The following is a 12,906-nucleotide window of genomic DNA, read 5'->3' on the forward strand; positions in this document are numbered from 1 at the left end:
CTGTTATTTACCGCTGAGCGAGTTGTGGATCATGTCGAGCCAGTTCGGCACGGTCAGATGGAAGGATTCGATCATCTTCATGTCGAAGCCGCGGAAGAAGCCGCTCAGCACGAAGAGCAGGACGATCGCCGCCATCATCACTTTGGTGACGTGGTTCCAGCCGCTCTCTTCCACGCCTTTCCCGATCAGGATCCCCAGCACCAGGCCCGGTACGGCGTTGCCCATAATCAGCTGCGCCGCGCCGCCAAAGATGGTGGCCCAGAAGCCCGACTTTTTACCCGCGTCGATGGCCGCCAGCCAGAAGATCACCGGCATGACGGTGTTCACCAGCAGGTTTGCCGCAGGCACCAGCACCTTGACCGCGGTGACCTGGAGCGCTGCCGGAACGGAGGAGGCGGTCAGGTTCAGGAAGGTGACGACGAGCATGCCGATCACGCCGCAGGCAATCGCCATTTTGCGCGGGTCGTGCAGCGTTTCGCCGACGTTACGGTTTTTGATCATCAGTGCAGCAGCACCCCAGTTCGGGATGATGCGGTGGTCAACGTCCTGTGTGAAGGCACCTGCGGCCACGGAAGAGGCCCAGGCGTTAAAGAAGAAACCTAACCCAAAGGAGAAGTGGGACGCCGGATCCCCTTCACAGGAGTTCAGTTCCCCCAACGTACGAAACGCGCCCATACCCTGAGTGGTAGGCGCATGAAACATGCGTGCAGCCCCGGCTCCGACACCGACGCCAACCAGGCCGCCAATGATGAGCGATTTTATTAATATAATTAAGAACATCAGTCTGCCCTTTTATGAATAATCAGCGTTGCGTGACGAAATCCACCTGGTCAAGATTGATAGCGGTCACGTTGACGGTCACATCCAGCTCCACGCTGTAGGTGCGTCTTTCCCGGCGCAGAAAGAAGAACAGAAACGCTTCTTTACGCACCGCTTCTTGCGCCTGAACGACCTGCACATCCTGTGGCTCAATACGCAGTAAGATATGCGGTGAGGCTTTCATCACCGCGGCCTGAACGTGGTTGAGCGCGTCGGCAAAGGCGCGCGCTTTGGCGTCGCCTTTTCCCTTCACTCTCACCGTGGTTGTGAACTGTTCTTTCATGCTTATGCGCCGTATTTCTTCTGCCACGCCTGTACCAGACGCTCGCCCAGCTCTTCTTTATCCATAAAGCCAAAGCCCAGCACGTTGCAGCCTTCGTTGATGGCGGTCACGCCTTCTTCCACCGAACGCATGCCGTATTTGGCCTTGTAGCCATATTTGGTTTGGGCAGTGATGGCACCCGCGCCGCCGCTGCCGCAGAAGGAGATGCCGAAGGTGGCGTTTTCCGCCTTCATCATGTCGCCGAGCTTCATGTCCGCCGCCATGCCCGGCACAACCACCGCGCGTCCACCTGCTTTTTCCACACCGGCAGCCACTTTCTGACCTTTACCCAGGCGATCGCCAATCACGACTGTAATCTGTTCCATGTGTTGCTCCTTAAAGGTTGTCTTTCGCGACTTCAAAGTGAACGGAGAGCAGCCAGGCTTCTTCATCAGGAAGATTGCCAAACTGCGCGACCACTTCACGGGCGAGCCGCATTGAATCCGGTGAAATTTCGTCAAACAGCTCTGCTTCAACCTCCGGCAGCGGCTCGCCGGTCACGGACCGGTGCGCCATTGCGCGCACGTGGGAAGTGAGCATCTGCTCCTGTACCGCATTGGGGATGATGTTGTTCCGGGCCAGCAGGGCATAAACCTGCTGCAGCATGGTGTTCGCGAGCTGTTCTGTTTGCTCCGCCTGTTCCCCAACGTCGTTCATTACCGCTCCGTTAATCACTGGTCTTACCCCGTTAATGGCTCTGGAATAAAACTAACGTTGGGGGGGAATTGTTTGTAGCGAGTTGTTTTCCACTTCGAAGTGGAAAGGCGAGCCGCAGCAGTGATCTGTGCCACATAAATGCGGTGAATCTGAATTAATCCCGGTATTTGCGTGATGAATATCACGTATTCCAGCGGCAAAACGCGCGCCGGGGAAACGAAACGTTCAGGCGTGGTGACGCAAAAATGTGATGGCGATAGGGTTTACTTATTACCGCGTAAAAAAAACGGGAGCCACTGGCCCCCGCTGGTTGTTTGTCAGATGCGCGATCGGTTAACGGTATTTCTTGTGATACGTGTTACGGGTCGTCACAAACTGCTCGGCCGCCGCCTGGGCTTCCTTCACTTTGCCTTCGTTAGCTAGCTTCAGCGCACCGTCGATCTGGCCGACCAGCACGTCAAAGCCGTGGCGGTAGTCTTTCATCTCTGCGCTGTCTGCCGCTTTGCTTTCCAGCTTCGGAGGCGTCGCTTTTTGTGCGTCCAGCGCCGCTTCACGCATTTTGGTCAGCGCGTCTTTCATTTCAGCCGCATTGTCGGTTTTCTGCACCACCTTCAGGTTTTGACCGAGGATGCCCATGTCGTCTTCAAGATCGGCAGCAAACGCAGAAGAGCCAAGAACCAGCGTTGAAGCCGCGACGATCGCTAACAGATGTTTACGCATTGCTCACTTCCTTTTTTATTATTAAAACGCCTTTACGGGTATTACTGACCGGCGATTTTCATTTCCGGCAGAAGTACAGAACCACACTGTATATTGCTACGTGTTTCAATATCGTTACCGACCGTAACGATATTCCGCCACATGTCCTTCAGGTTGCCGGCAATCGTAATCTCGCTTACCGGATACTGGATTTCGCCGTTTTCCACCCAGAAGCCCGCAGCGCCGCGCGAGTAGTCGCCGGTGATGCCGCTTACGCCCTGCCCCATCAGCTCGGTGACCACCAGCCCGGTGCCCATCTCTTTCAGCATCTGCTCAAAGTTCAGGCCCTGTCCGGCAATGCGCCAGTTGTGGATACCGCCAGCGTGTCCGGTGCTTTTCAGCCCCAGCTTGCGCGCGGAGTAGTTGGTCAGCAGCCACTGCGTCAGAATACCGTCTTTGATGATATCGCGACGTTCGGTGCGCACGCCTTCACTGTCGAACGGCGTGGAGGCCAGCCCTTTAAGCAGGTGCGGATGTTCTTCAATGGTGAGCCATTCCGGCAGGATCTGCTTGCCCAGCGAGTCGAGCAGGAAGGTCGATTTACGGTAAACCGAGCCGCCTGCGATAGCGCCCACCAGATGGCCAAACAGACCGGTTGCCACTTCGTTGGCAAAAATGACCGGGGCCTTCATGGTGGAGAGTTTACGCGGCGACAGGCGCGACAGCGTGCGTTCGGCACACTCTTTACCCACCCACTCAGGAGACTGCAAGTCCCCCAGCGCGCGGCCAATGGTGTAGGCGTAGTCGCGCTCCATGTCACCGTTCTCTTCGGCGATCACGCAGCTGGAGAGCGAATGACGGGTAGAGCAGTAGCCCTGCAGCATGCCGTGGCTGTTGCCGAAGACTTTAATGCCGTAGTGGCTGTTGAAGCTGCCGCCTTCGGTATTGGTGATGCGCTTATCAGCCTGCAGGGAAGCCTGCTCGGCGCGTGCGGCCAGCTCGATCGCTTCGTCCGGGGTCACTTCTGCCGGGTGGAAAAGATCGAGATCCGGCGCGTCAAACGCCAGCAGATCTTTATCCGCCACGCCTGCGTAAGGATCCGGGGAGGTATAACGGGCGATATCCAGCGCCGCCTGCACCGTACGGGCAATGGCATCCGGGCTGAGATCGGTGGATGACGCGCTGCCTTTGCGATTCTGGTGATACACCGTGATCCCAAGCGCGCCATCGCTGTTGAATTCTACGTTCTCCACTTCACCATAGCGGGTACTCACGCTGATGCCGGTGGTTTTGCTGACCGCCACTTCGGCGCCATCTGATTTTTCTGAAGCAAGCATCAGCGCGGTGGAGACGGCTTCTTCAAGAATCTTACGCTGCGCTTCAACTTGTGAGGTTACTTTCATCGCAAATGCCATACTGTAAGAGAGAGTTATCTGAAGTCTAACAGAGAACCGTTTTTCAGTGCGCGTCTTAACTGGTAACATTAGCCTCTTTTTTTAAGGAGCCTGACATGACTAAGCAGCCCGAAGACTGGCTCGACGACGTTCCCGGTGATGACATCGAAGACGAAGATGATGAGATCATCTGGGTCAGTAAAAGTGAAATTAAACGTGACGCCGAAGAGTTAAAACAGCTTGGCGCAGAAATGGTAGAACTGGGTAAAAACGCGCTGGACAAGATCCCGCTCGACCAGGATCTGCGTGATGCCATTGAACTGGCACAGAAAATCAAGAAAGAAGGCCGTCGTCGCCAGCTTCAGCTTATCGGGAAAATGCTGCGTCAGCGCGACGTCGATCCGATCCGCCAGGCGCTGGACAAGCTGAAAAACCGCCACAACCAGCAGGTTGCGTTTTTCCATAAGCTTGAGCAGATCCGCGATCGCCTGATTGAACAGGGTGATGATGCCGTACCGGAAGTGCTGAACCTGTGGCCGGATGCCGACCGCCAGCAGCTGCGTTCCTTGATCCGCAACGCGCAGAAAGAGAAAGAAGGGAATAAGCCGCCGAAGTCTGCGCGCCTGATTTTCCAGTATCTGCGCGAGCTGTCTGAGAACGAAGAGTAATCTCTTCCCCTCACCCCAGCCCTCTCCCCAGAGGGGCGAGGGAGAAAACACGGGAAAGTAGGCCCGGTAAGCGCAAGCGCCACCGGGCTTTTTTTACTCTGCGGCGGCCGCTTCCGCTTTCTTCGCCAGACCGTCCAGCAGCTTCTGATGGATCCCACCAAAACCGCCGTTGCTCATCACCAGAATGTGGTCGCCAGGCTGTGCGGCTTTCACCACCATATCCGCCAGGACATCCACATCCGCGCTCCAGTGCGCAGGCTGAATGCAGGCGTCGGCCACTTCGGCCACCTGCCACGGAATATGCTGCGGCTGCAGCAGGAAGACCTCATCGGCACGTCCTAACGACGGCGCGAGGTCATCTTTGCAGATGCCCATCTTCATGGTGTTCGAGCGCGGTTCCAGCACCGCCAGGATGCGGGCTGTCCCGCCGACCTTGCCACGCAGGGCGGCAAGCGTTGCCAGAATGGCCGTCGGGTGGTGCGCGAAATCGTCATACACGGTAACGCCATGGGCTTCACCGCGCAGTTCCAGACGGCGACGGGCATTGATAAACGAGCCCAGCGCATTGGCCGCATCCGCAGGCAGAACGCCCACGTGACGCGCCGCAGCAATAGCCATCAGGCCGTTGTGCATGTTGTGCTCGCCCACCAGGCCCCACTTCACCTCACCCACTTTCTCACCGTCGAGCAGCACTTCCCACTCGGAGGCATCGGCGTTGAGCTTTTTCGCCTGCCAGTGGCCCTGCTCGCCCACCAGCTCCTGCTCGCTCCAGCAGCCCATCGCCATCGTCTGCTTCAGGTTGATGTCGTTCTCCGGCAGGATGATGCGCCCCTGGCCCGGAACAATGCGCACCAGGTGGTGGAACTGTTTCTGGATCGCTTTCAGGTCGTCAAAAATATCCGCGTGGTCGAACTCAAGGTTGTTGAGGATCAGCGTGCGCGGGCAGTAATGCACGAACTTGGAACGCTTGTCGAAGAACGCGCAGTCGTACTCGTCGGCTTCGATCACAAAGAACGGGCTGTCGCCCAGACGCGCAGAAACGTCGAAATTACCCGGTACGCCGCCAATCACGAAGCCAGGCTTGTAGCCGCAGGCTTCGAGGATCCAGGTCGCCATGCCCGCGGTCGTGGTTTTGCCATGCGTACCGGCAACGGCAACCACCCAGCGGTCGCGCAGGACGAAGTCATGCAGCCACTGCGGGCCGGACATGAACGGAATATTGCGTTCCAGAACCGCCTCGACGCACGGATTGCCGCGGGTCATGGCGTTGCCGATGATCACCAGGTCCGGCTCGGGATCAAGCTGGCTGGCATCGTAGCCCTGAATTAACGAGATGCCCTGTTTCTCCAGAAGTGTGCTCATTGGCGGATACACATTGGCGTCCGAACCTGTCACTTCATGGCCCAGCGAGCGCGCCAGCATTGCCAGTCCGCCCATGAAAGTGCCACAAATCCCCAATATATGAATGCGCATACGTCACTATCCTTCTTCAATGTGGCGCACATTTTACTCACATGTTAGCGGCTGTGAAACGCATTTCAGGTAAATCCGTATGTTGCTGGCGCGATTCACCTCTGCGCTAATATTTGAATGTTTGTTAAGATTGTTGGGCTTTAGTCGTTTTAGTGAACATACAATCGCTCTACTCACAAAGATGCAGGGAAAGTGTTATGAAAACGTTAGGTGAATTTATTGTCGAAAAGCAGCACGAGTTCTCTCATGCTACCGGTGAACTCACTGCTTTGCTGTCGGCAATAAAGCTGGGCGCTAAGATCATCCACCGCGATATCAACAAGGCCGGTCTGGTCGATATCCTGGGTGCCAGCGGTGCCGAGAACGTTCAGGGCGAGGTTCAACAGAAGCTCGATCTGTTCGCAAATGAAAAATTGAAAGCTGCACTGCGCGCGCGCGACATCGTTGCGGGTATCGCCTCTGAAGAAGAAGATGAAATTGTTGTTTTCGAAGGGTGTGAACACGCTAAATACGTTGTTCTGATGGATCCGCTCGACGGCTCCTCAAACATCGACGTTAACGTTTCTGTCGGTACCATTTTCTCCATCTACCGCCGCGTCACGCCTGTTGGCACGCCGGTGACCGAAGAAGATTTCCTGCAGCCGGGCATTAATCAGGTTGCTGCCGGTTACGTCGTTTATGGCTCTTCCACCATGCTGGTGTACACCACCGGGTGCGGGGTTCACGCCTTTACGTACGATCCTTCACTCGGCGTTTTTTGTCTGAGCCAGGAACGCATGCGCTTCCCGGAGAAAGGCAATACCTACTCCATCAACGAAGGCAACTACATCCGCTTCCCGAACGGCGTGAAGAAGTACATTAAATTCTGCCAGGAAGAAGATAAAGCGACCCAGCGCCCGTACACGTCCCGCTATATTGGCTCTCTGGTCGCGGATTTCCACCGTAACCTGCTGAAAGGCGGTATCTACCTCTACCCAAGCACCGCCAGCCACCCGGACGGGAAGCTGCGCCTGCTGTACGAGTGCAACCCGATGGCGTTCCTCGCCGAACAGGCGGGCGGCAAGGCGAGCGACGGTAAAGAGCGTATTCTGGATATCGTGCCGGAAAGCCTTCACCAGCGCCGTTCATTCTTCGTCGGCAACAACCACATGGTTGAAGACGTTGAGCGTTTTATCCGTGAGTACCCGGACGCGTAATGCCTCTCTACAGGGGAGCCGTTCTGGCTCCCCTGGTCATTTATATATTTTACCGTATAAGTGTTTATAAAAAACATGCTTTAATATTCACCACTGCTCCTGCATTATTTCCATAACAGTTTGACAGATATTTCGTGGAGCAGAATCGCAATGAAAAATTATTCCCGTGCTAATACCGGCATTGATTTAAATCTTATCCCTGTATTTATTGAGATCGTCCGCTGCGGCAGCATGGCAAAAGCCTCTTTGCGTCTGGAGATGTCACGTCCGGCGGTGAGTCTGGCCTTAAAGCGTTTTAATCAACTCTTTGATGAACCGTTATTTTTCCGCAAAGGTTTATATCTTGAACCGACGGAAAAGGCGTTAGCCTTAACCAGCTCGCTGGAAATATTAATGGGTGATATTCACGATAATATTGCGGCAGTTAATTCCGGGAAAAATAAAACCCCGGCACAGAACGTACCGGGGCTGGGTAATATTATGCAGCGGTCTGAGTCGCCACTTTGAATGATGACATGGCTTCCATCAGCTGACGCGACTGCTCCTCAAGGGAGCGGGTCGCGGCGGAGGATTGCTGCACCAGCGCCGCATTCTGCTGCGCGGTTTCGTCCATCTGATTCACCGCAATATTCACCTGCTCAATACCGCGGCTCTGCTCCTGAGACGCGGTCGCAATCTCACGCATCAGTTTGGTCATGCGCAGCACTTCTGTTGCGATTTCGTCCATCGTCTCGCCAGCCTGCTGGGCCAGCTCGCTGCCCTCATTAACGTGGGTCTGCGAATCACTGATAAGCGTTCGGATCTCTTTCGCCGCGTCGGCGCTGCGGCTGGCGAGGTTTCGCACTTCGCCCGCGACGACGGCAAACCCGCGCCCCTGCTCGCCCGCGCGCGCCGCTTCCACGGAGGCGTTAAGCGCCAGGATATTGGTCTGGAAAGCAATACCGTCGATCACGCTCAGGATGTCGGCGATGCGCGCCGAGCTGCCGGAGATATCGCGCATTTTTTCAATCACGTAGCAGACCATTTCGCTGCCGTGATCGGCCGTGTCGGACACCGACTTCGCCAGCTGGTGCGCCTGCTCGGCGTTATCGGCGTTGAGCTTCACCGTCGCGGTGATCTGTTCCATGCTGGCCGCCGTCTGCTCCAGCGACGTGGCGGTGGATTCCGTACGCTCTGCAAGATCGCGGTTTCCCAGCGTCAGCTCGCGGCTGCCGGTGTCAATTTGCGAGCTGGCATCGCGTACCCGCATAACCGAGTTCATCAGCGACTGTCGCATCTCCTCTATCACCGCGTTGAGGCGGTTAAACTCCTGGCTCGCGGGGGCATTCAGCGTATGGGTTAAATCACCCGCCGCCACGTTCTCCAGCTGAGCGATCGATGCAGAGAGCGGCTTGAGCAGCATATGGCGCAGCACCAGCCAGGCGAGCACGATAATGCCCGCCGTCAGCAGCGCGGCGACGATAATCAGGATCAGTACGTGGGTTTTACTCGCCTGCACGGCACTCACTTCCGCCTGACCACGCGCTTCGCTCCATTTCTGAAACGCCTGCATATCGTTATCAAACTGCTTCGCCACCGGAATCAGCGTCTTCTCCAGCAGATCGTAATACCCGTCCGCGCTCTGGTCATTCAGGGTTTTCAGCATCGGGTTGATCCCCTGCTGGCTATACGTCGCCAGGCTGGCCGCCACTTTATCGAGCAGCTGTTGCCCCTGCTCGTCAGCCACGCCGCCGTCGATTACGCCTTTCAGCGTTTTCTGGGCCAGGGCAACTTCCTGATTGATGTTTTTTACCGCTTTGGCCGCATCGTCCAGCATGCCGATTTCCATCATGCGGACGGCCTGGCCCGCCTCATTGCGCGCGCGCAGGATCAGCGTATAGCCTGAATTAAGCTGCACCATCTGCTCACCCTGAAGGTGATTAATACGCTGCAGTGAAGAAGAACTCTGTGTGAGGGCATAAATGCCAATGCCGCTGACAATCAGCAGCAGAAGGGTCATAACGGCCAGTAAAGAGAGCAAGCCGGTACGAATCGATAGCGTTTTAAGCATGATATTATTTCCGGTAGCGAGATATTTCTGGGCATAAAAAAAGAGTATCGGCCGCTACCGGAAAATGTTTAGACTTTAAGCAAATTCAGCGTGTTATCGCTCTGTTACCGATGTGTTTACGCGGGTAACAGGCGAGCTTTGACGGTTCTCCCAGAGCACCGTCAGGCCACGCTGCAGGGCAATAAAAATAAACAGCAGAATGCCGATGGCGATCTTCGTCCACCAGGAGCTGAGCGTGCCGTCAAAGTTGATATAGGTTTGTATCAGCCCCTGGATGGCCACGCCGAACAGCGTCCCCAGCACCGTGCCCACCCCGCCACTGAGCAGCGTGCCGCCGATGACCACAGAAGCAATCGCATCCAGCTCAACGCCCACGCCTGCAAGGGCATAGCCCGCCTGGGTATACACCGAGAAGACGATACCCGCCAGCGTCGCCAGGCCGGTCGAGAGCATATAGATGCGGATGGTGGTGCTGCGGGTTGAGATCCCCATCAGGTTTGCCGACGTAGCGCTACCGCCGATGGCGTACACCTGATTGCCAAACCGGGTACGATGGGCGAGGAAGATGCCAATCACCACCACGCCCAGCATCAGCAGCCCCATCGCGCTCAGGCGGCCGCCGCCGGGAATTTTCCACGCCAGGCTGGAGAGCGTGTCATACACCGGATGGTTAATCGGAATCGACTCTTCCGACACCAGATAGCTCACCCCGCGCAGGAAGAACATACCCGCGAGGGTAATGATAAACGCCGGGATTTTCAGCGCGTCGATCAGCAGCCCCATAAAGGCGCCAAACGCGCAGCCCATCGCCAGCACCAGCGGAAACGCCACCAGCGGAGAGATCCCCCAGAAGCCGATCGCCTTCGCGAGGAACACGCCCGTAAACGCGATCACTGACCCGACGGAGAGATCGATCCCGCCGGAGAGGATCACAAAGGTCATCCCGACGGCGATGATGCCTAAAAAGGCGTTATCGGTCAGGATATTGCAGATCACACGCGTGGAGGCAAAACCGGGGAACTGCGTCAGACAGTAGAGGTACCCCAGCACAAATACGCCCAGCGTGATCATCAACGGTAAATTACGTTTTATCATGGCCACGGATCCCCTTAATGATGCTGACAAAGCGCGGCGACTGGACGATCAGCACGCAAAGCACGACCACCGCTTTCACCACCTGGTTGAGCTCCGGCTGAAACCCCGAAAGCAGGATCCCGGTGTTCATTCCCTGAATGATCAGCGCGCCTATCACCGAGAGCAGCAGGTTAAAGCGCCCGCCCATCAGCGACCCGCCGCCGATCACCACCGCGAGGATCGCGTCCAGCTCCAGCCACAGTCCCGCGTTGTTGGCATCCGCCCCGCGAATATCCGCCGCGACGATGACCCCGGCGATGGCGGCGCAGACGCCGCTCAGCACGTAGGTCAGCATCACCATCAGGCGGGTGTTGACCCCGGCGTTGCGTGCGGCGCGGATGTTGATCCCGACGGCTTCAATGAACATGCCCAGCGCCGTTTTGCGGGTGAAAAGCCAGAAGACGACGAGCGTGGCCAGGGCAACGATCACCGGCGTCGGGAAGAACAGAAGGTTGCCGCTCCCGATCCACGCCAGGCTCGGAGAGTTAAAGGTGACAATCTGCCCAGAGGTGATCAGCTGCGCCACGCCGCGCCCGGCCACCATTAAGATAAGGGTGGCGACAAAGGGCTGAATTTTCAGCACAGCCACCAGAATGCCGTTCCATAATCCGGCCAGCACGCCGGTGCCTAAGGCCGCCAGCAGTACCACCGGCAGGCTGTGTCCGGACACGGTCATGGAGGCTGCCGTGGCCCCGGCGATAGCCATCACCGCGCCTACGGAGAGGTCAATCCCGCCGGTGGCGATGACCAGCGTCATCCCGATGGCCAGCAGCGCCACCGGCGCGGCACGGTTTAGAATGTCTATCGGGCTGCCAAACAGGCGACCATCCTGCACGATAATCTGGAAGAAATGCGGCGCGACCAGGCTATCAACCAGCAGAACAACCAGCAGCGCTGCGATTTGCGGCGTGCCGGTTGGCCAGCTGAATCGGCGCTTTGACTCACCGGTTTGCGAAAGCGAACGGGGCATCACGATTTACTCCTTATGCCGCGATGGCATTCATGATCGCCGGAACGGACAGCTTATCCAGCGGGATCTCTGCCACCTGTTTGCGATCGCGCATGATGATGACGCGATCGGCATAGCCCACCAGCTCCTCCAGCTCGGACGAAATAACCAGCAGCGCCAGACCGTCCGCGCACAGGGTTTCGATAAGCCGGATAATTTCGGCGTGCGCCCCCACGTCAATGCCGCGGGTTGGTTCGTCGAGGATCAGGAACTGCGGTTTGGTCAGCAGCCAGCGAGAGAGGAGAACCTTCTGCTGGTTACCGCCGGAGAGAAACTCAATAGGCTGTTCCGCGCTCGGGGTACGAATGCCCAGCTGACGGATGAAGCGCTCGGCAATCGCGTTCTGCTCTTTACGGGGGATCGGGCGCAGCCAGCCGCGCTGTGCCTGCAGCGCCAGGATGATATTTTCCCGCACCGAGGCCGCGGCAATAATGCCGTCCGTTTTTCGGTCTTCCGGGCAGAAGCCGACGCCCAGGCAGGAGGCCTGATGCGGCGATCGTAAGGTTTGCGGTTTACCCTTGATCAGCGCGGTGCCGCTGTCCGCCGGCTTGATCCCGAAGATCACCTCGGCGGTTTCGGTCCGGCCGGAGCCCAGCAGGCCCGCCAGCCCGACAATTTCGCCAGGGCGGACTTCCAGATTAAACGGCGATATCACGCCTTTCTTGCCGTAATCGCTGAACGCGGCGACCGGTTTCTCGCTCAGCAGCGTGCGCCCTGCGCGCTGAAGGGCGTTAGTTTCCAGCTCGCGACCCAGCATCATTTTCACCAGTTCGATCTGCGGCAGCTCGCGGGTTTCGCGGCAGCCGACAAAACTGCCGTTGCGCAGCACCGTGATACGATCGCTTACCTCATATACCTGATCGAGGAAGTGGGTAACGAAGATCAGGCTGACGCCCTGATCGCGCAGCTGGCGCATCAGGGTAAAGAGCATCTCCACTTCCTGGGTATCGAGGCTGGCGGTGGGTTCGTCGAGGATGAGTACCTTCGCGGAGAGATCGATCGCGCGACAGATGGCGACAATCTGCTGCATCGCCACGGAAAAGCGGTTCAGCGGCTCGCGGACGTCGAGGGAGAAGCCGTACGATTCCATCAGCTTTGTCGCCCGCGCCTCCATCTCTTTGCGGCGCAGCAGGCCAAAACGTCGCGGCTCACGGCCAATAAACAGATTATCCGCCACCGACATATTCGGCAGCAGGTTTACTTCCTGGTACACCGTCCCGATCCCCAGCTGCTGGGCATGGGCGGTATTTTTCGGCGAAATGGCGTTGCCTTCCAGCCAGATGGTGCCGCGATCGGCATGATAAACGCCGGTGAGGGATTTAATCAGCGTCGATTTTCCCGCGCCGTTCTCGCCCAGCAGCGCCATAATCTCACCGCGCCGCAGGCTGAAATCAACGTTATCCAGCGCCTTTACGCCGGGGAAGAATTTGCTTAAGCCCTCTGTGCGGAGGATTTCCTGGTGTTGTTCAGTGGTCATGGTTTTCC

The 12,906-nt window shown here is 57.3% G+C and carries 14 protein-coding genes; 3 read left to right on the forward strand and 11 right to left on the reverse strand.

Translation table 11 applies throughout. The features are described from left to right. Nucleotides 1-3: 3 nt before the first annotated feature. From DFO52_RS20175 to pmbA, 6 genes are all read right to left on the reverse strand, one after another. Entirely contained in the window at nucleotides 4-780 is a 777-nt protein-coding gene (locus tag DFO52_RS20175; RefSeq protein WP_023310182.1) for a DUF4311 domain-containing protein, read from the reverse strand. Between the two features lie 22 nt (nucleotides 781-802). After that, a complete protein-coding gene (locus tag DFO52_RS20180) occupies nucleotides 803-1,102 on the reverse strand; it encodes a DUF4312 family protein (protein ID WP_006810338.1) in 300 nt (99 codons plus the stop codon). A 2-nt stretch (nucleotides 1,103-1,104) separates the two neighbouring features. Next, nucleotides 1,105-1,467 (reverse strand): SFCGS family glycine-rich protein, encoded by a 363-nt coding sequence (locus tag DFO52_RS20185; RefSeq protein ID WP_010427372.1) that lies wholly within the window; start codon nucleotides 1,465-1,467, stop codon nucleotides 1,105-1,107. 10 nt (nucleotides 1,468-1,477) lie between these two features. Continuing rightward, on the reverse strand, nucleotides 1,478-1,816 hold the full coding sequence (locus DFO52_RS20190) for a glycine dehydrogenase (protein ID WP_025911967.1): 339 nt from the start codon (nucleotides 1,814-1,816) through the stop codon (nucleotides 1,478-1,480). A 315-nt stretch (nucleotides 1,817-2,131) separates the two neighbouring features. Beyond that, nucleotides 2,132-2,518, reverse strand: coding sequence for a cytochrome b562 (gene cybC, locus DFO52_RS20195; RefSeq protein ID WP_008501412.1), 387 nt, complete (start codon nucleotides 2,516-2,518; stop codon nucleotides 2,132-2,134). A 41-nt stretch (nucleotides 2,519-2,559) separates the two neighbouring features. Next, nucleotides 2,560-3,912, reverse strand: a complete 1,353-nt coding sequence (gene pmbA, locus DFO52_RS20200) for a metalloprotease PmbA (RefSeq protein WP_023310180.1) — start codon at nucleotides 3,910-3,912, stop codon at nucleotides 2,560-2,562. 95 nt (nucleotides 3,913-4,007) lie between these two features. On the opposite strand from pmbA, the gene yjgA reads away from it, so the two are divergent. Further along, nucleotides 4,008-4,559 (forward strand): ribosome biogenesis factor YjgA, encoded by a 552-nt coding sequence (gene yjgA, locus DFO52_RS20205; RefSeq protein WP_029739257.1) that lies wholly within the window; start codon nucleotides 4,008-4,010, stop codon nucleotides 4,557-4,559. A gap of 93 nt (nucleotides 4,560-4,652) precedes the next feature. Here the strand turns inward: yjgA and mpl are convergent, their stop codons facing one another. After that, nucleotides 4,653-6,032 (reverse strand): UDP-N-acetylmuramate:L-alanyl-gamma-D-glutamyl-meso-diaminopimelate ligase, encoded by a 1,380-nt coding sequence (mpl, locus tag DFO52_RS20210; protein WP_133551081.1) that lies wholly within the window; start codon nucleotides 6,030-6,032, stop codon nucleotides 4,653-4,655. A gap of 197 nt (nucleotides 6,033-6,229) precedes the next feature. On the opposite strand from mpl, the gene fbp reads away from it, so the two are divergent. After that, nucleotides 6,230-7,228, forward strand: a complete 999-nt coding sequence (gene fbp / locus DFO52_RS20215) for a class 1 fructose-bisphosphatase (protein WP_023310178.1) — start codon at nucleotides 6,230-6,232, stop codon at nucleotides 7,226-7,228. 150 nt (nucleotides 7,229-7,378) lie between these two features. Then, nucleotides 7,379-7,735 carry a LysR family transcriptional regulator gene (locus DFO52_RS20220; protein ID WP_029739255.1) on the forward strand — a complete coding sequence of 119 codons (357 nt, stop codon included), beginning with the start codon at nucleotides 7,379-7,381 and terminating at the stop codon, nucleotides 7,733-7,735. Here the strand turns inward: DFO52_RS20220 and DFO52_RS20225 are convergent. From DFO52_RS20225 to ytfR, 4 genes are all read right to left on the reverse strand, one after another. Further along, nucleotides 7,707-9,278: a methyl-accepting chemotaxis protein gene (locus DFO52_RS20225; protein WP_038417684.1), complete on the reverse strand. Its 1,572-nt coding sequence runs from the start codon at nucleotides 9,276-9,278 to the stop codon at nucleotides 7,707-7,709. The genes DFO52_RS20220 and DFO52_RS20225 overlap by 29 nt on opposite strands. Nucleotides 9,279-9,371: 93 nt before the next feature. Beyond that, nucleotides 9,372-10,373, reverse strand: coding sequence for a galactofuranose ABC transporter, permease protein YjfF (yjfF, locus tag DFO52_RS20230; RefSeq protein WP_023310175.1), 1,002 nt, complete (start codon nucleotides 10,371-10,373; stop codon nucleotides 9,372-9,374). Beyond that, nucleotides 10,360-11,385: a galactofuranose ABC transporter, ATP-binding protein YtfT gene (gene ytfT, locus DFO52_RS20235; protein ID WP_166642373.1), complete on the reverse strand. Its 1,026-nt coding sequence runs from the start codon at nucleotides 11,383-11,385 to the stop codon at nucleotides 10,360-10,362. Before ytfT ends, yjfF begins: the two co-directional genes overlap by 14 nt. A gap of 10 nt (nucleotides 11,386-11,395) precedes the next feature. Next, on the reverse strand, nucleotides 11,396-12,898 hold the full coding sequence (gene ytfR / locus DFO52_RS20240; protein ID WP_029741733.1) for a galactofuranose ABC transporter, ATP-binding protein YtfR: 1,503 nt from the start codon (nucleotides 12,896-12,898) through the stop codon (nucleotides 11,396-11,398). Nucleotides 12,899-12,906 lie beyond the last annotated feature (8 nt).

It is taken from the genome of Enterobacter sp. AG326, from assembly GCF_004362415.1.
Lineage (GTDB): Bacteria > Pseudomonadota > Gammaproteobacteria > Enterobacterales > Enterobacteriaceae > Enterobacter > Enterobacter asburiae.